The organism is Cytobacillus sp. MT66 (genome assembly GCF_058792595.1).
On sequence record NZ_JBXAFB010000006.1, the window covers coordinates 344,953 to 362,672 of the forward strand.

Here is a 17,720-nt window from a genome sequence, read left to right on the forward strand (position 1 = left end):
AAATACATGGCGTCTATGGATGATGATAAAGCACTGGCCAAGGTTCCGGAATCTGAGCGGCAGCACTGGATTGTTCCTGCCACTATATTTGGCGGTTTGGAGTTTTCCGTTCCGGTTATTATGATTGGAGCCGCATTAGCTGGAAGCTTTGGGCTATCTAAGATATTGCTTATCCTGCTAGTTGGACTTGTAATAATTCAATGGGCCGGTAATGCTCTTCAAGGTTACCTAGGTGCAAAAACAGGACTTCCTTCAGCCGTTATTGCCAGAACTAGCTTTGGTTCAGTACAGGCAAGGTTTATTGTCGGTTTATCATTAGTAATTATGAATGTAGGCTGGTTTGGTGTAAATACAGCTGTTGCCGGGAATGCTATTTCAGCGGTTTTTGGGATTGATTACACAGAGCAATGGGTACTTTGGGCTTTATTAACATTAATTGCCGGTGTTCTGTTTTCCGTACCAGCGATTATTGGCTATAATTCTATGAAGTGGACAGATTATTTAGCTGTTCCCGCAGGCCTCTTACTAATATTTGCTGGAGTATTTTATTCATTAAAAGGAGCGGGCTGGGAAAAGATTTCTTCGTGGAATCCGGAGCCGTCGATGACATTTTTGGGAGCAGTTAGTCTTATCCTCGGTGCGAATGTGGCTCAATGGTTAATTGCATCCGATTATACGAGGTATTCAAAACCAAAGGTTAAGGACCAAATTCTGATTCCTCTTGGTATAATCATCATTGGGTTTGTCTTCTTTTTGACTGGTGCTGTAATGTCAGTTGGCGTTGGGAATGCAGATATTGTTGCGGTTATGCACGACTTAGGCTTTCCATTTTGGGGCTTCCTTATTTTATGGCTGGCGTTATGGACTAGCCAATTAGTTGCTTGCTATTCAACCGGTCTTGCTGCAGCAAATATGTTTAATATTGATTCAGGAAAAGGCAGAGCTTGGCTGACCATAGGAGGCTCCCTCGTCGGTATCATATTAGCCGTTGCAGGTATACTAGATTATTTCATGGATTTTCTAATTCTATTAAGTGTCATTTATCCTGCTATTGCTGCTGTTATGTTTGCTGACTTCTTCTTTATTCGAAATAAGACCTGGGTTGATAAATCGGGATGGAACTGGATTGCTACACTTGCATTAGTTGTAGGTGCAGTGGTTGGTTACCTAACACAATATGAATTTCCAATGGGAGTTCCTGCTATCCAATCACTAATTATTTCCGGAGTCGTGTATCTGGCTGGAATGAAAATCAAAGCAAGTGTTAGACCTGACCAATTTACAGTAACTGAAACAGACCTTTCTGACATGAGAGACGTTGTCAACAAATAGTAGAATAAAACCATTCTCTGTATAATAAAGAATTGCCTTCATGTTTTAAATTAAGGAGTGAACATCTTTGCAAGAACAATATAAATCTAGATTACAAGCATTGACAAACTATTTAAAAACTCTAGGAACAGACCTGGCAATCGTCAAAGATCCAAAAAACGTATTCTATTACACCGGATTTAATTCCGATCCGCATGAGAGATTTATGGCGCTGGTTGTTGATTTGAAAAGACAGCAGGAATATTTGTTTGTACCTGCATTGGACAAGGAAATTGCAGATGATTGCTCCTATATACAGCAAATTGTGCCGATTTCTGATGAAGTGAATCCATATCAGGTGCTAGTGGATACCATTGGCAGCGATGTGAAGATGATCGGTTTGGAAACAAAAGCTATTACCCTTTACCATCAGGAACAGCTAGGATATTTCTTTAAAGATTTCACCTACAAAAATATTGGCGAGTTTATTGCAAGCCAAAGAATGAAAAAAAGCCCAGAGGAAATCGTAAAGGTTCAGCACGCCATTCATTTGATCGAAAAGGTTATGGGTGAAGGAATTAAAAGAGTTAAAGCAGGAATGACAGAGGCTGAGTTAACAGCTGAACTTGAATACTTGATGAGAAGATTTGGAGCTGACGGCCCTTCATTCTCATCCATCGTCTTGTCCGGAGCGAAGGCAGCTCTGCCTCATGGTGTGCCAGGCAGCAAGACCATTAATCAAGGTGATTTCTTGCTAATTGATATGGGTGTCATCGCAGATGGATACTGCTCTGATATTACGCGTACCTTTGTCATTGGCGAAGAAACCGAAAAGCAGCGGGAAATCTATGAAATTGTCCGTCAATCAACTGAAGCGGGTGTTAATGCTGTCAAGGCAGGTACTCCTCTTGGGCAGTTTGATATTGCCGCACGAAATGTGATTAAGGAAGCGGGATATGGTCAGTATTTTAACAACCGTGTCGGACATGGCTTAGGAATCGAGGTTCATGAAGATCCATCCATTCATGAAAACAATGAAACCCTTGCAGAAAGCGGTTTATTATTCACTATTGAACCGGGCATCTATATCCCAGGATATGGCGGAGTTCGGATTGAGGAAAATGTTTATATTGATGAAGATGGAAATGGAAGAAAGCTCACATCCTTCCCGACTGAGTTAATTCGGATTGGATAGAATTTAAAAATAAAGATTTAATAGCGTAATGATGTCAAGAAATCAAAGAATTTCTTGACTTTTTTATGTCAATTTTCGTGTTTTTATAAAGGCGCATAGGGTAAATCATTATTTATATTATTATGAATATTTAGTCATTTTTGTTGACCTTGATCCTAGTATGATTTAAATTAACAGTATCCGGCAGAAACAATTCGAAGTATATAAGTCAATTGAGCTTAAAGAACAGGAAAGGGCCAAGAAGGCCATGCGAAACCATCTTAGAAATGCTAAAAAGAGATACTTTGAGTATTTAAGAGCTAATTATATAGGAGGTTCGACATGTTAGTTTTAAGTTCAAATGATCAGCAAAAATTAATAAAAATGCCCGAGTTGATTGATGCAGTATCGAACGCCTTGGAAGAGTATTCCTGCCAGCGGTCAATGACACCAGTGCGGACAGTGCTGCAAGTTGATAAAGCACAGGGCAATGCGATATTCATGCCTTCGGTTGCAGAGGATATCGATAGTCTTGGGATGAAGTATGTCGGTACATTCCCAAATAATAAAGCGATTGGAAAGAAAACGATCAATGGGGTTGTGCTGTTAATCAGCAATAAAACGGGAGAGCCAATCGCGCTTTTAGAGGGTTCCTATCTAACAGTCATGAGAACAGGTGCATTATCTGGAGCGGCAACAAAATATTTGGCCCGCGGGGATGCTAAGGTGCTTGCCTTAATTGGTACGGGAGAGCAGTCCGTTGGCCAATTAGAAGCGGTTATGGCCGTTCGAAATATTGAATCGGTAAGATTGTATAATCGGAGTGAAGGAAAGGCAAAAGCTTTAGCAAATTATGTGAAAGAACGTCATTCTATTCCTGTTTCTGTTCATCAAAATGCTGATGAGGCAATTGAAGGTGCAGACATCATTGTTACTTCTACAAGTTCAGAAACCCCCGTTTTTTCCAAGCGTTTGAAACCAGGCGTTCACATTAATGCGATTGGATCGTACCGTCCTGCGATGCAGGAACTGCCTTCCCATGTTATTGCAAATGCAAATAAAGTTGTTGTTGAATCAAGAAAGTCCTCATTAAGTGAGGCGGGAGATCTTTTAATCCCTATAAAAGAAGGTGTATTTAGCCCGGCAGGCATTCATGCCGAATTGGGAGAAATCATCAGCAGCAAAGCGGCGGGAAGAGAAAATGATGAAGAGATTACTGTCTTCAAATCAGTAGGTTTAGCAGTAGCGGATATTGCTGCAGCTAGATACCTATATGAAAAAGCCCTTAAAGAACAAATAGGCCAGCAAGTTTCGCTTGGAGGCGAATCTGTTATTGATTTTCAAAATGTATAACAGTAAAAAAAGAACTGCAGTCATTTAAAAAGCTGCAGTTCTTTGCATGAATTTATTATCCTATCTTTTGTAAAGTATCCTGTTTCTCCACGTATAGCTCATTCCACAGCTCATAAATCTTTCTACGGCCGTTCGCAATCTCCGGGTTGAATTGAATAGCAGCGTTCTGACGGACAGTATGGACATTTTTCATTGCCTTTTTAAGTTCCTCGTCAATGCTAGCGCCGCCTTTTCCTGCGTGCATGGCAATCGAAATACCTGCAGTGGTTCCCTGGGCCATGGCGATTTTTCCGCTTTCAATGCCAGTGATGTTGCCTGCGACAAATAATCCTTCGAGCGGGGTTTCCATTTTTTCTGAATGGTGCGGAACATGTCCGCCTAATTCTGGAATGTATTGGAACGGGCAACCGGCAACCGCTGTCAGCTCAGCTAATGGATACAAGCCTCCTGCGATACATACAAAATCTGCCTCATAAATCTTTTCCGTTCCTTTGATGACATTTCCGCTTGCATCAATATCTGCTGTAAGGACACCTTCGACCTGATCCTTGCCCAAAATTTCCAGGGCCGCTTTTCTCAGCTGCAGTGGTGTGCCATTCACCTTGACGCCACCTTTAGGGAAGAATTTCATTCCTAATTTACGGAACCCTTCATTTTTCATAAAACGGCTGCCGAAGCGTAAAAGCGGAGATGGAGCCAGATGGGCCGCGTTTAGAAGCGACTTCATGACTTCCTCTGGTTCTCCGGCATTTTGGCTAAGCGGGCTTTTTTCCGGAAGAACAATCCGTTCCACATTAATTCCGGCTAATTGCAGCTCGTTTAAAATCGCAAATGCTAGAATGTTAGCTCCAATAATAATTCCCTTTTTCCCGACCTCAACACGATGGACATTCGTCATGACCTGTGCTGCCCCTATGGACATGACGCCCGGGAGTGTCCAGCCTGGCACTGGAATTGGAAACTCTGCTGCTCCAGTTGCTACTAGCACATAAGGTGCGGTCAGTGTTCCGATATTTGTATGAACATTCCATCCATCCTCGTCTTTTTCAAGGTTGTAGACAGAAACGCCGCAGCGGATATCTACAGATAGATTTTGAGCTTCATTGTGAAGACGCTCGGATTCTTTGATTCCATTCCACCATTCGCCTGATGGCTCCTGGTGCAGCTGGCCGATTAATCTCCCGCCTGGTCTGACAAACTCATCAATGACGGTGACCTTTAAGCCGTTTTCAGCACAGGCTATGGCACCAGCTAAACCGGCTGGTCCAGCTCCGATTACGATAACATCCATCATTGTTCCTCCACCATCCTTTTGACAATATTAGGATGCTGTTTCCCGCTTTCAACCGCCATATTTTCCTTTACAACGGTCAAACAAGCTCTTACATTAGCCTGTCCGTCTACTTTTACACGGCATTCCATACAGTGGCCGATGTTGCAGTAGAATCCTCTTTGTGTTCCGCTATCCTCATGAACACGCAGCGTTCTCACGCCGTTTGCCAGCATGGCTGCAGCAATGGTTTCATTTTCATAGGCTTCATACTCTTTTCCATCAAATGTGAATGGAATCTTTTTTCTATCTTCTAATTTCCCTAAAACTGGATGATCTATAATTCTAGTCATTATTTTCACCTACTGTTCCAAATGTTACCGGGCGAATTGGAGGCTGATATTTTAATGGAATTTCGCCTTTTTCTATATTAGGTATGGCACTCTCAATGATTCGATCGACCATCACTCTGCAAGTACGTCCTCCGCAGAAACCCATTCCCGCCCTTGTTCTAAGCTTTAGTTCCCTGGCTGTGCATTGATGTTCTTCCGCTGTTGCGCAAAGCTGTCCATAGGTAACCTCTTCACAACGGCAGATCACAAGTGCTTCTTTGTTGTTCATTTGGAAATCCTCCCCTTCAATCATATGTTAAAAATATATGCAAAAATCGTACCAACTTATAAAGGGCCTCACGCAGCTAGCTTAGTCCTAGACGTTTGAGACGATTGTATAGAGTTGCTCTTGTGATCCCCAGTTTTTTCGCACATTCAAGCTTATTGCCATGGGTAACTGCCAATGCTTTTTCGAGCACCTTCTTTTCATGCTGATCCATTTCTTCTTGAAGAGGCAAGATGAGTGTATCAAATTCCATAAAGCTTTCCTGAAGCTCTGCATCAGCTGTAGAGGAATGGTTCGTCATGGGATGGAATGGCAAATATTCCTTCCGAATGACGCCATCTGTCGCAAAAACAACAAGCCTTTCCACAACATTACGCAGCTCCCGAACGTTTCCTGGCCAATCATATTGGAGCATCTCCTGCATGACTTCCTGTGAAAAATGATGGATCGGCCGCTGGTAGCGCAATGAAAAGTCATTTAAAAAGTAGTGAATGAGTTCAACGACATCCTCCCGGCGTTCTTTTAGCGGAGGAATTTTTAAGCTGACGACATTGAGCCGATAGTATAAATCCTCCCGGAATTGACCTTCCATCATTAGTTCTCTTAAATCTCTATTTGTTGCGGCAATGACCCGAAAATCAGTTTCCATTTCCTTTTCGCCGCCGACCTTATAATACTTTCTTTCCTGAAGTACACGCAGCATCTTAACCTGCATATCTAATGGCATTTCACCAATTTCATCAAGAAAAAGGGTGCCGCCTTTAGCCAGCTCGATCTTACCTTTTTTTCCTCTATGATCCGCACCGGAAAAGGCGCCCCGGTCATATCCGAATAATTCGCTTTCAAATAATGAAGCAGGGATAGCGCCGCAGTTAATTGAAATAAACGGTGCGTCAGGCCCTTCAGTTGCCTCATGTATGGCTTTGGCAAAGACCTCCTTGCCGACACCGCTATCTCCTAAGATCAAAACGGTTGACCTGACAGAGCACACTTTTTTCGCCATTTGCACCGTTTTTTCCATGACAGCGCTTTTGCCTTTAATGATATTAAAGGGATCGGATGGTCTATACTTAGCCATCTCCTGTTCTAAACGGTGCACCTCAGTTGACATATTAAATAATTTTTCATTCAGTACGACTTGGTTGGTCACATCAGTTTCGGAAACAACAGCCCCGATTATTTTTTCATTAAAATAAACAGGGTTTGCGTTAATAAGGACAAATAGATCAGATCTTGGCTGATGCTGCTGTCCCCGGATGGTTTTTCCGCTGTGCAGCGATTCCAAAATTTCAAGATTATGATGTTCAAAGAAATCTGTTATTGGCTTCCCCATAATCTCTTCTTTGCTGACAGAGAAGATGGTTTCTGCCCCTTCTGTCCAAGTACGGACGCGTTCATCCCCATCAATGACTGTCACCGAAGCATCCATTGTATGAATGACAGTTTCATAGAAAGCTTTTAACTGATTATAGGAATCATGCAGAAATTCAACGACCTGCTCAATTGTGATGCAGCCAAGCGTTTGACCGTAGGAGTCTATGACAGCAACAGCCTGGGAGCTTTTGAAGGCCTTTGTTAATACTGAGAAGGAATCATTTATATCAACCCTCTTTAAATCCTTCTCATCCTGTGTTCGGTTTAGCTGAATTAAATTATTTTCAATTATTTCTTTGACTGACGGTAATGCAAACATGACAGCCTCCTGTAGTGTATAAAAATTTTTACACTGTTTAATCTTTTATACACTAGTTTATCAAATTTTTTTAAAATTAAAAGTAAATTGAAATCAAAAATTTTAAATCATTGTAATATTTAACTGAAAATTGTCGTTTTATGCAAGCTTAAAATAATTGGCACGCATTTTGCATTAATAACAGCATGCAACCAGACGAAGGGAGATTGGTTTTTGTGGGACATCATTGTGACGTTTTGGTTATAGGCGGAGGAATCATAGGCTGTGCAATTGCCTATTATACTGCCAAATCTGGAAGAGACGTAACGGTTATTGAAAAAGGTGAATTCGTCAGCGGCACTTCTTCCCGCTGTGATGGAAATATTCTAGCAATAGATAAAGACCCTGGCTTTGACAGTCAAATGTCGCTGGTCAGTCAGAAACTAGTTGATGAACTAAGCAGAGAATTAGAACATCCATTTGAATACCGCGCTCCTGGAAGCATTCTTGTCTGTGAGACTGAGGAAGAAATGATCGCTGCACAAAAATGGGTAGACCGCCAGAAGGAGGCTGGGCTGCCGTTTAGAATGCTGGACCGCGAGGATATTCGCCAAGATTCCAAGTATTTTGCAGATGATTTATTGGGCGGTTTAGAGTGTGCAACAGACTCGACCGTTAACCCATACCTTCTTGCCTTTAACCTTCTTGAAGGTGCAAAGAAAATGGGGGCTAAAGCCCATAAGCAAACAGCTGTTACCGGAATGAAAAGGGAAGCAGACGGCACTTTTACCGTCGAAACATCCAACGGGGTGTTTACGGCGAAAAATGTCGTTAATGCTGCAGGGGTTTGGGCTCCATATATCGGCGAGATGCTGGATTTGTCAATTCCGATTAAACCAAGAAAGGGCCACATTATTGTCGCGTCGCGCCAGGAATTTGTTGGGCCAAGAAAGGTTATGGAGTTTGGTTACTTGATTTCCAAGTTTGGAGGCAAGCGCCAGGTTGATCCGATTACAGAAAAATACGGGGTTGCCCTTGTTTTTGAACCAACAGAAAGCCAAAACTTCCTAATTGGAAGCAGCCGTGAGTTTGTTGGCTTTAATACAAAGGTCAACAACGAAATTATTAAGTGCATTGCCAATCGTGCCATCAGATTTTATCCAAAAATGGCTGACATGATGGTTATTCGCTCCTATGCAGGCCTGCGCCCATGGACGGAGGATCATTTGCCAATTGTTTCAGAGGTTGAAGGAATTCCAAATTATTATATAGCAGCCGGCCATGAGGGAGACGGAATCAGCCTTGCCGCTGTCACTGGAAAAGTGATAGAGGAGATGCTTAATAACAAGGAAACATGCATCCCTACTGAGCCGCTGAGGTTCTCCCGATTTACGGAAAGGGTGTTGAGCTGATGAAGGCAAATCGAGTTTTTACGACCATTGATACACATACGGGCGGCAACCCCACCCGGACTTTGATAAGCGGACTCCCTGAGCTAAAAGGGGCAACCATGTCTGAGAAAATGCTCCATATGCAAAGGGAGTATGACTGGATCCGCAAGCTGTTGATGAACGAACCGCGAGGGCATGATGTCATGTCAGGGGTATTATTGACAGAACCATGTCATCCTGAAGCAGATATCGGCGTTATTTATGTCGAGACTGGCGGGTATTTGCCAATGTGCGGCCATGACACAATCGGTGTCTGTACAGCATTAGTGGAAGCAGGGCTTATCCCAGTGCAAGAGCCAGTTACCTCAATCAAAATTGATACACCAGCAGGCCTTGTAGAAGCAGATATTAAGGTGGAAAACAAAAAAGCGGTAGAGGTTTCCTTCTGCAATGTCCCCGCCTTCTTATTAAAAAGTGTTTCTGTAGATGTTGAAGGAATTGGAACAGTTGAGGCAGACATTGCGTATGGCGGTAATTTCTATGGAATTATTGATGCGAAATCTGTTGGATTGGAGCTAATTCCAGAGAACGCGTCAAGGATTATCGAGAAAGCAATTAAAATTAGAAACACGATCAATGAAACAACAGATGTGGTTCATCCGCAGCACCCATTTATTCGCGGCTTGACTCATATTGAGTTTTTCACAGAGCCGACTCATGAAGAAGCAGATGTGAAAAATACGGTAGTTGTCCCGCCGGGCGGGATTGACCGTTCTCCATGTGGCACAGGCACATCAGCCAAATTATCAGTTCTCTATTCCAAAAAGGAAATAGGCATTGACGAAGAATTTGTACATGAAAGTATTGTGGGTTCTTTATTCCGCGGACGCGTCCTTGAAACTGCCGATGTGCAGGGTGTAGAGGCTGTTATTACAAGAATCGCTGGTTCAGCATGGCTGATGGGAATGCACAGGTTCTTTTATAACGAGGAAGACCCGCTTAAAGAAGGCTTTTTACTCATTCCCCCAATGGAACATGAAATGGAGGATGTGAAATGAAAATTCAAAAGGCATACACAGCAACGGATGTTCACGTAGCAGGCGAGGCCTTCCGCATCATTAAGGATGCGCCGTTTGTCCATTATCAGAGTTTGCAGGAGTTAAATGAGCAATTTCCGCTTGTCTATGAGGAAGAGATTAAACTTTTATTAAATGAGCCGCGCGGGTTTGCCGGGTTAAATGGCTGTTTGGTTGTTCCGCCTTTTAAGAGCGGGGCAGATGCAGCAGTTGTCTTTTTCGATCACAGCAGAACGTTTACGGTGCAATATGGCGGAGTAGTTGCTGTTATAACAGCATTGCTGGAATGCGGCCAGCTGAAGGCAAAGCCATCAAACGAATATAGCATTGAAACGGTCAGCGGCATCGTTAAGATTACTGCTGCTATGGAAGACGATGAGGTGAAATCCGTCGAATTGGAAAGTGGAGCATTCAAGATTGTTGCAACTAATGCAGCAGTTTCCTATTTAGACGTACAGACAGAAGTTACGCTTGTTCAAGGCGATCAGGTATATGCAATTTTTGATAAGGCGGAGCTGCCTTTTGAAATTGAGACGGAGAACCTTCCTGAGATTAATCAATGGGGACAGAAGGCGATTGAAGCTTTAGAAGGCAAATCGGTTGATCGAGTGATTTTGCTGGATCATTCGCAAAAAAGTGAAGGCAAAATCAAAACGGTCACATTCCGTCCGGACAATTATATTGTGCGTTCACCAGGCTTTGGCACACTCGCTGCCTGCAGCGCCTATTTAATAGGAAATGGCGATGTACCTGCAGATAGCCCAATTGAAAATGAAAGCATTTTTAATGGCAAATTGACAGCAGAGCTTTCAGCACAAAATGAAGCCGGTTTTGAGTTTGTTTTTAAAGCCCGCGGATTTATTACAGGGATGCAGAGCTATGTGCTAGATCCAACAGATCCTTTAGCTGCAGGGTTTTTATTAAAATAATTACATTGTTAAAAGTTAGGAACTAGTTGATTGGAGCGGAAGGCACGAAGACTCCTTGGGGATCAGCATTGAAGTGAGACGTGAGCAGGAGCGAATGCGACGAGGAGGCTCACAAAATGCCCCCAGGAAAGCGCAGTGCCTGGAGCGGAAATCAACGGCTTTGTTAAGTTAACACAACTAAATAAAAAACTATTAATCATACAGGAGGAAATTAAAATGACAACAATCAGAGGAGCTTATCCAGTATTAATTACACCAATGACACAGGAACAAGAAATTGATTGGGCAGGAGTAAAAAACAACGTCAATTACTTCATAGACCAAGGCGTAGCAGGCATCGTTATCAACGGAAGCACTGGTGAATTTGTCAGTCTATCAAAAGAAGAAAAATTCCAAATGGTAGAAACGGTTATGAAAGAAGTAAACGGCCGTATTCCAGTTATCGTTGGTACAGCTGCAGAAACAACAAAAGAAACGATCGAATATACAAAGCAGGCAGAAGCACATGGAGCTGATGCTGCCTTAATCATCAACCCTTATTACATGAAGCCAAAGGAAAATGAAATCTATTACCATTTCAAAGAAGTTTCCAGCGCTGTGAATCTGCCAATTATGCTTTATAACAACCCATTTACTTCCGGCGTTAATATGAGCACAGAATTAATGCTTCAGATTGGCAAGGATTGCGAAAATGTAACACATATCAAGGAATCTAGCGGCGAGATTGGTAAAGTTAGAGATCTTGCAAGAAAAGGAAAGGGAGACTTTGAAGTATTCTGCGGCGCGGAAGAACTTGTTATGGAGTCTTACCTCGTTGGAGCAACAGGCTGGATTTCTGTGGCAGGAAACATCGTGCCAAAGCTTGTAACAGACATGTATAACCATTTCCAAAACGGCGAGCTTGAAGAAGCATGGGCAATCAATGACCGTATTTTACCGCTGTGTGCGTTCCTAGAGGGATCAGGAAAATACGTGCAAATCGTGAAGAGAGCCATGGAATTAACTGGCCAGGCTGGAGGACCTGCACGTTACCCTCGTCTAGGCTTATCACCTGAAGAAGATCAGCAATTAAAAGAACTATTAGCTGACCTATCAGTTGCATTAGTTTAAGGCATTAACGCAATGGGGGCCTGACCCCCGGCGATTGTTGCATTAGTTTAAGGCATTAACGCAATGGGGGCCTGACCCCCGATGGTTTAAAGCGTTAAAGCCAGCGCGGGATTTCTAGATGAATAAATTTGTGAAGGAGAGATAGTATGCAAGCGACTAATTACACATTGAAGCCAAAGGTGCAGGAGTTTTTAGAAGGTGTAAAAGGTTTATATATTAACGGTGAGTATGTGCCATCGATTAGCGGCAAGACGTTTGCTGTTTTAAATCCAGCAAATGAAGAAGTGATTGCTGAAGTGAGTGAAGCACAAGAGGAAGATATCAATGCTGCGGTAGCTGCTGCAAGAAAGGCCTTTGATGAAGGTGAATGGACAAAGATGGATGCGGCTGAGCGCTCCCGGATCATCTATAAATTTGCTGATCTCTTAGAAGAGAACCGTGAAGAGCTAGCCCAGCTGGAATCATTGGATAATGGTAAACCATATGAAGTCGCTTTGGCAGATGACGTCGATGGAACTGTTCAGCATTTCAGATACTATGCAGGCTGGGCAACAAAACTATTCGGCAAGACTACGCAAATTTCAAAGGATTATGTTACTTACACAGTACATGAGCCGGTTGGAGTTGTAGGCCAAATTATTCCATGGAACTTCCCGCTCGCCATGGCTGCCTGGAAGCTTGGATCCGCACTAGCTGTCGGCTGTACAGTCGTTATCAAGCCGGCAACTGAAACACCGCTATCTCTTCTATATGCAGGAAAGCTTTTTAAAGAAGCAGGTTTTCCAGACGGTGTTGTAAACATTGTACCGGGATCTGGAAGAATTGCCGGTGAAGCTATCGTCACACATAAAGATGTTGATAAGGTTGCCTTTACTGGATCAACAGCTACTGGAAAAGAAGTTATGAAAAAAGCTGCCGAGCAAATTAAAGGTGTTACGCTAGAGCTTGGCGGAAAATCACCAGCCATTATTTTAGATGATGCTAATCTTGATGAAGCTATCGAAGGGGCATTTAGCGGAACGATGTATAATCACGGGCAAAACTGCAGTGCATGTACCCGTGTATTTGTCCAGCGAGGCATCTATGATCGTGTTGTAGAAGCTTTAGCAGAAAAAGCTAAAGCAGTGAAAGTAGGACCTGGAATGGATCCTGAAACAGAAATGGGACCGCTTGTTTCAGCTAAACAGCATAAAACGGTTCTTAGCTATATTGAGCAAGGGAAAAAGGAAGGCGCTCGCCTTGTAGCCGGCGGCGAAAAAGCATATGAAAAAGGATATTTTGTGCAGCCAACTGTTTTTGCCGATGTAGAAGATCAAATGGTGATTGCCCGCGAAGAAATCTTCGGTCCTGTTATGTCCATTTTTGTTTTCGACACAATCGAAGAAGTTATTAAACGTGCAAACGACAGTGATTACGGCTTAGCAGCAAGTGTTTGGACAGAAAATATCAAAAAAGCCCACTATATTGCAGGAAAGCTGCAATCAGGTACAGTTTGGATTAATGACTTTGGCCTCGAGTGGGAAACAATGCCATTCGGCGGCTACAAACAATCAGGAATCGGCCGCGAAATGGGCGGCGAGTATGGCCTGCAAAACTACACAGAAGTGAAAAGTGTATTTGTTAATATTAAGCAGGATCAATAATTCTTCTATTTGGAAAACGGTTCTGACCTTGTGTTGAACCAATAGCAGGTTACGGTGGGACAGGGTGCCTGTCCCCGTGTCCTTTACGGGACAGACCAGATGCCCTAGCTGCGGGCAGCAGGTCTGTCCTCATCTAAACTCACTATTATCTGAAAATTACTATTGTTGAAAAGGATATAAAAAGATAGAATTGTTTAATCAAGACTAGTTCGAGGAGGGATAGGATGGAAGAATTAGTGAATAAAGCGTCAGGTATGGTATGGAGCCTTGGATTAGTGGTATTTGCTCTTGGTGCTGGATTGTTTTTTTCCATTATGACACGTTTTGTGCAAATTAGATATTTTAAGGAAATGATCAAGCTTCTTTTGGAAAAGGGTAATCCAGAATCAGGTGTTTCTTCTTTCCAAGCGTTTGCTATGTCTTTAGCAAGCCGTGTTGGTATTGGAAATATTGCTGGAGTAGCCACTGCGATTGCATTTGGCGGTCCGGGAGCAGTTTTCTGGATGTGGGTTATGGCTATATTAGGAGGCGCAAGTGCCTTTATTGAGTCAACTCTTGCTCAAGTCTATAAAGTAAAAGATGGAGATCAATATCGAGGCGGAACACCATTTTTTATCGAAAAAGGGTTAAATATCAAGTGGTTTGCAGTGTTTGTTGCGATTGTTGTTACTATTTGCTATGGCGTTTTCGTCCCCGGCATACAGGCCAACACTATAGCCGTTGGATTTGAAAACACATTGGGTCTAAACAAAAGCATCACTGGTATTATTCTTGTCGCTTTAATTGGTGTCATTATTTTCGGCGGAGTTAAACGAATTGCTTCTGTTGCGGAAAAAGTTGTTCCATTCATGGCTTTGGGCTATGTGATTATCACCTTAATTCTATTAATTGCTAATGCAACAGAAATTCCATCAATGCTGTGGCTAATCATCTCAAGCGCATTTGGCGCTAATGAAATGTTCGGCGGAATGATTGGAGCTGCTATTGCATGGGGAGTTAAGCGGGCAGTATTCTCTAACGTTGCCGGTGTCGGAGAAGGTACCTATAGTTCAGCAGCTGCTGATGTTTCCCATCCGGCCAAACAAGGTCTTGTTCAAGGATTCTCTGTTTATATTGATACTATCGTTGTATGTACAGCTACGGCACTTATGATCCTAATCACCGGTATGTACAGTATTACACCAGAAGGTCAGCAACAGCCGATTGTTGACAACATTCCAGGCGTTGAGGCTGGACCAATGTGGACACAGGCAGCCGTTGAAAGCGTTATCCCAGGATTTGGCGGATTTTTCGTAGCCGTTGCGATCTTCTTCTTTGCTTTTACAACTTTGATGGCTTACTACTATATTTCAGAAACGACTTTATTCTACCTTGGCAGAAATAGAAATTTAAAAGGGCTAAGGACAGGCTTAATGATTCTTTTCCTAGGAATGATTTACTTCGGCAGTGTGGAGAATGCATCCTTGTTATGGGGATTAGGTGACTTCGGCTTTGGCCTAATGTGCTGGCTTAACTTAATAGCCATTCTATTTTTAACAAAAACGGCCTTAAAAGTATTTAAAGACTATGAAACTCAGAAAAAAGCAGGCTTAGACCCAGTCTTTGATCCAATTAAACTTGGTATTAAAGGTGCTGATTTCTGGGAGGAAAAGATCAAAAATGAAGCTGCAAAAAATAAGAAAAACGTTGGTTAAATAGAAATAGGGCGGTTTTCCTTCTTCTTATGAAGGGGAGATCCGTCCTAGTTTAATTTAGGATGAACACACAGTTTGTACAGCGAACAGGTGAATAGTCAACTATCTAAACAATAGAAAATTAATGATCGGAGGAAAATCATGAATTTTAGTAAAATGTTTACAACGGTTGATTTGCATGTGGATGGAGAGCCGCTTCGTGTTATTACTGGCGGGTTCCCAGAGATTAAAGGGGAAACACAGCTCGAAAGACGGGCTTATTGTATGGAACATCTTGATCATCTTCGAGAAATTTTAATGTATGAGCCGCGCGGCCATCACGGTATGTATGGTTGCATCATCACACCACCGGCAAGCACGCATGCAGATTTCGGTGTGCTGTTTATGCATAATGAAGGCTGGAGTACGATGTGCGGCCATGGAATCATCGCGGTAATGACTGTTGGCATTGAGACTGGGATGTTCGATTTATCTAATGGGAAAGAGAAATTTATTATCGACAGCCCAGCTGGTGAGGTGATTGCCTATGCGAAATACGAGGGTAATCAAGTTCAATCCGTATCTTTTGAAAATGTTCCATCCTTTGTTTATAAAAAAGATTTTCCGGTGACAATCGATGGCTGTGAATTTACCATTGATATCGCTTTTGGCGGAGCTTTTTATGGGGTTGTAGACAGTAAGAAAATGGGGCTTAACGTGAATTTTGAAGACCTCCGCAAAATTCAAGCCTGGGGAACAAAAATAAAAAACTTTATTGAAAGCAATATAGAAGTAATGCATCCGCTGGAGCCAGACCTAAAGGGAATATACGGCGTAATTTTTTCAGATGAGCCAAGGAAAGAGGGCGCGGATCTTAGAAATGTTACGATTTTTGCAGATGAGCAAGTCGACCGCTCAGCTTGCGGTACCGGTACTTCTGCCAGAGCTGCAACATTGTATGAGCATGGCCGATTAAAAGTAGGTGAAAGCTTTGTTCATGAGTGCATTACCGATGGCCAATTTATAGGAGAGATCTTGTCGCTTACAAAGGTAGGAGAATATAATGCTGTCATACCAAGAGTGTCCGGGCAAGCCTTCATTACTGGTTTTCATCAGTTTGTTGTTGATCCGAGGGACCCGCTGAAACAAGGTTTCTTATTAGAATAATATATATATAAGCCGGTTTGCTGCTCAATAATGGAGCGGGGACCGCTTTTACTTTTAGAGATTTTCATTAAATATCGAAATTATTGTGTTTAAATTACGAGTTTATCTATTTTACATATAAAATGCTGGAGTTTAATATTGCTTTAGAAATGTCCAAATATTCAGATTCGATGTGGATTAGTACTTACAGACGTAAAGCTTGCTTTTATCATTGTATATCAGATGTTCATCCTTAAACGAGAGTCACAAAAGGAAAAGGTGACGAGTAATTTAATAAGAAATATAAAGAATAAGAGGGTGGAAATTGTGGATTTGGTATTTTTTAATGGTCAAATAATGAGAATGAATGAAGTTAACATTTCTTTTGAAGACCGCGGCTATCAATTTGGGGATGGAATTTACGAGGTTATTAGAGTTTATGATAGAAAACCATTTACTCTAAAAGAACATCTTGATCGTTTAGAACGAAGTGGCAGGGAGATTCTTCTTGAGTTGAAGGATATGCGAAAAGACATAGAAGAAAGTATTCTAACTCTAATTGAAAAAAATAATATAAGGACAGGAAATGTATACATCCAGATTACTCGGGGAGTAGCTCCAAGAAATCATGATTTTCCAGATGGGGATACAAAACTGCAAGTAATAGCTTATACAAATGAAGTTGAACGTCCGATTCAAAAACAGAAAACAGGAATCACTGCAACTCTAAAAGAGGATATACGCTGGCTTAGATGTGATATTAAAAGTCTAAATTTATTAGGTAATGTATTAGCTAAACAGGAAGCAAAGATGAAAGGGTTTCAAGAAGCCATTCAACATAGAAATGGAACTGTTACTGAAGGCAGTGCTACTAATGTATTTATCGTTAAAAATGAACAGCTTTTTACACATCCATTGTCTAATTTAATATTACCTGGAATCACTCGTGAATTAATAATAAAATTAAGCAAACAAATTGGTCTTCCAGTCATTCAAGAGCCATTCACTGTAGATCAGCTTTTAGATGCCGATGAAATTTTTATTTCAAGTACGACAAACGAGGTAATGCCGGTAATAAAGGTGGATGATAAAATTATTGGGAATGGAACCCCAGGAAAGATAACTAAAGTGCTCCAGGATCAGTATGAAAAGTTGGTTTCTGAAGTGATAGCTAAGGTTTAATTGACATCCTCTTATAGTAGAAAAAAGGGGCTGTCTGATAAGTCCCTAAATTAAATAAGGGTGGAAGAAAATCAACAAATTTTCTCCACCCTTATTTTTATCTTTTGAATTTTTCTCTGAAAGTAGCTGGCGGATGCCTGCTACTTTCAGTATGTTGTGGGCTAAAGCCACA

General features: G+C 41.9%; 15 protein-coding genes. 11 read left to right on the top strand and 4 right to left on the bottom strand.

Annotated features, from left to right (window positions below):
• The first annotated feature begins 6 nt into the window (after positions 1-6).
• The 3 genes from AC1Q59_RS13700 to AC1Q59_RS13710 all read left to right on the top strand — a co-directional run bounded on the left by AC1Q59_RS13700 (position 7) and on the right by AC1Q59_RS13710 (position 3,838).
• Positions 7-1,332: a purine-cytosine permease family protein gene (locus tag AC1Q59_RS13700; RefSeq protein WP_492366399.1), complete on the top strand. Its 1,326-nt coding sequence runs from the start codon at positions 7-9 to the stop codon at positions 1,330-1,332.
• A gap of 67 nt (positions 1,333-1,399) precedes the next feature.
• Positions 1,400-2,506, top strand: a complete 1,107-nt coding sequence (locus AC1Q59_RS13705) for a M24 family metallopeptidase (protein WP_492366400.1) — start codon at positions 1,400-1,402, stop codon at positions 2,504-2,506.
• Between the two features lie 321 nt (positions 2,507-2,827).
• On the top strand, positions 2,828-3,838 hold the full coding sequence (locus AC1Q59_RS13710; protein WP_492366401.1) for an ornithine cyclodeaminase family protein: 1,011 nt from the start codon (positions 2,828-2,830) through the stop codon (positions 3,836-3,838).
• A gap of 55 nt (positions 3,839-3,893) precedes the next feature.
• Here AC1Q59_RS13710 and AC1Q59_RS13715 read toward each other — a convergent pair whose 3' ends face one another.
• The 4 genes from AC1Q59_RS13715 to AC1Q59_RS13730 all read right to left on the bottom strand — a co-directional run bounded on the left by AC1Q59_RS13715 (position 3,894) and on the right by AC1Q59_RS13730 (position 7,419).
• Positions 3,894-5,132, bottom strand: a complete 1,239-nt coding sequence (locus AC1Q59_RS13715; protein ID WP_492366402.1) for an NAD(P)/FAD-dependent oxidoreductase — start codon at positions 5,130-5,132, stop codon at positions 3,894-3,896.
• Positions 5,129-5,461 carry a (2Fe-2S)-binding protein gene (locus AC1Q59_RS13720; protein ID WP_492366403.1) on the bottom strand — a complete coding sequence of 111 codons (333 nt, stop codon included), beginning with the start codon at positions 5,459-5,461 and terminating at the stop codon, positions 5,129-5,131. Before AC1Q59_RS13720 ends, AC1Q59_RS13715 begins: the two co-directional genes overlap by 4 nt.
• Complete coding sequence (locus tag AC1Q59_RS13725; RefSeq protein ID WP_492366404.1) at positions 5,454-5,729, bottom strand: (2Fe-2S)-binding protein; 276 nt, start codon at positions 5,727-5,729, stop codon at positions 5,454-5,456. The genes AC1Q59_RS13720 and AC1Q59_RS13725 overlap by 8 nt, the downstream gene beginning before the upstream one ends.
• Positions 5,730-5,805: 76 nt before the next feature.
• Positions 5,806-7,419 (bottom strand): sigma-54 interaction domain-containing protein, encoded by a 1,614-nt coding sequence (locus AC1Q59_RS13730; RefSeq protein ID WP_492366405.1) that lies wholly within the window; start codon positions 7,417-7,419, stop codon positions 5,806-5,808.
• A gap of 185 nt (positions 7,420-7,604) precedes the next feature.
• Here AC1Q59_RS13730 and AC1Q59_RS13735 point away from each other — a divergent pair, with 185 nt between their 5' ends.
• The 8 genes from AC1Q59_RS13735 (at position 7,605) to dat (ending at position 17,548) form a co-directional block, all read left to right on the top strand.
• Positions 7,605-8,810, top strand: coding sequence for an NAD(P)/FAD-dependent oxidoreductase (locus AC1Q59_RS13735; protein WP_492366406.1), 1,206 nt, complete (start codon positions 7,605-7,607; stop codon positions 8,808-8,810).
• A complete protein-coding gene (locus AC1Q59_RS13740; protein WP_492366407.1) occupies positions 8,810-9,847 on the top strand; it encodes a proline racemase family protein in 1,038 nt (345 codons plus the stop codon). The genes AC1Q59_RS13735 and AC1Q59_RS13740 overlap by 1 nt, the downstream gene beginning before the upstream one ends.
• Entirely contained in the window at positions 9,844-10,794 is a 951-nt protein-coding gene (locus AC1Q59_RS13745; protein WP_492366408.1) for a proline racemase family protein, read from the top strand. The genes AC1Q59_RS13740 and AC1Q59_RS13745 overlap by 4 nt, the downstream gene beginning before the upstream one ends.
• A gap of 216 nt (positions 10,795-11,010) precedes the next feature.
• The gene (dapA, locus tag AC1Q59_RS13750; protein ID WP_492366409.1) at positions 11,011-11,904 is read left to right on the top strand and encodes a 4-hydroxy-tetrahydrodipicolinate synthase; all 894 of its coding nucleotides are present in this window, start codon (positions 11,011-11,013) and stop codon (positions 11,902-11,904) included.
• 146 nt (positions 11,905-12,050) lie between these two features.
• Positions 12,051-13,547 carry an aldehyde dehydrogenase family protein gene (locus AC1Q59_RS13755; protein ID WP_492366410.1) on the top strand — a complete coding sequence of 499 codons (1,497 nt, stop codon included), beginning with the start codon at positions 12,051-12,053 and terminating at the stop codon, positions 13,545-13,547.
• 224 nt (positions 13,548-13,771) lie between these two features.
• Positions 13,772-15,241 (top strand): alanine/glycine:cation symporter family protein, encoded by a 1,470-nt coding sequence (locus tag AC1Q59_RS13760; RefSeq protein ID WP_492366411.1) that lies wholly within the window; start codon positions 13,772-13,774, stop codon positions 15,239-15,241.
• A 141-nt stretch (positions 15,242-15,382) separates the two neighbouring features.
• Positions 15,383-16,387 carry a proline racemase family protein gene (locus AC1Q59_RS13765; RefSeq protein WP_492366412.1) on the top strand — a complete coding sequence of 335 codons (1,005 nt, stop codon included), beginning with the start codon at positions 15,383-15,385 and terminating at the stop codon, positions 16,385-16,387.
• Between the two features lie 306 nt (positions 16,388-16,693).
• Positions 16,694-17,548: a D-amino-acid transaminase gene (dat, locus tag AC1Q59_RS13770; RefSeq protein ID WP_492366413.1), complete on the top strand. Its 855-nt coding sequence runs from the start codon at positions 16,694-16,696 to the stop codon at positions 17,546-17,548.
• Positions 17,549-17,720: the final 172 nt, after the last annotated feature.

Excerpts from the sequence above, each read along its gene's own strand:
- AC1Q59_RS13725 (WP_492366404.1), bottom strand. The coding sequence starts at position 5,729 with ATGAACAACAAAGAAGCACTTGTGATCTGCCGTTGTGAAGAGGTTACC.
- AC1Q59_RS13760 (WP_492366411.1), top strand. The coding sequence starts at position 13,772 with ATGGAAGAATTAGTGAATAAAGCGTCAGGTATGGTATGGAGCCTTGGA.
- AC1Q59_RS13765 (WP_492366412.1), top strand. The coding sequence starts at position 15,383 with ATGAATTTTAGTAAAATGTTTACAACGGTTGATTTGCATGTGGATGGA.
- AC1Q59_RS13735 (WP_492366406.1), top strand. The coding sequence starts at position 7,605 with ATGCAACCAGACGAAGGGAGATTGGTTTTTGTGGGACATCATTGTGAC.
- AC1Q59_RS13740 (WP_492366407.1), top strand. The coding sequence starts at position 8,810 with ATGAAGGCAAATCGAGTTTTTACGACCATTGATACACATACGGGCGGC.
- AC1Q59_RS13755 (WP_492366410.1), top strand. The coding sequence starts at position 12,051 with ATGCAAGCGACTAATTACACATTGAAGCCAAAGGTGCAGGAGTTTTTA.
- AC1Q59_RS13720 (WP_492366403.1), bottom strand. The coding sequence starts at position 5,461 with ATGACTAGAATTATAGATCATCCAGTTTTAGGGAAATTAGAAGATAGA.
- AC1Q59_RS13745 (WP_492366408.1), top strand. The coding sequence starts at position 9,844 with ATGAAAATTCAAAAGGCATACACAGCAACGGATGTTCACGTAGCAGGC.
- dapA (WP_492366409.1), top strand. The coding sequence starts at position 11,011 with ATGACAACAATCAGAGGAGCTTATCCAGTATTAATTACACCAATGACA.
- AC1Q59_RS13730 (WP_492366405.1), bottom strand. The coding sequence starts at position 7,419 with ATGTTTGCATTACCGTCAGTCAAAGAAATAATTGAAAATAATTTAATT.
- AC1Q59_RS13715 (WP_492366402.1), bottom strand. The coding sequence starts at position 5,132 with ATGATGGATGTTATCGTAATCGGAGCTGGACCAGCCGGTTTAGCTGGT.
- AC1Q59_RS13700 (WP_492366399.1), top strand. The coding sequence starts at position 7 with ATGGCGTCTATGGATGATGATAAAGCACTGGCCAAGGTTCCGGAATCT.
- AC1Q59_RS13710 (WP_492366401.1), top strand. The coding sequence starts at position 2,828 with ATGTTAGTTTTAAGTTCAAATGATCAGCAAAAATTAATAAAAATGCCC.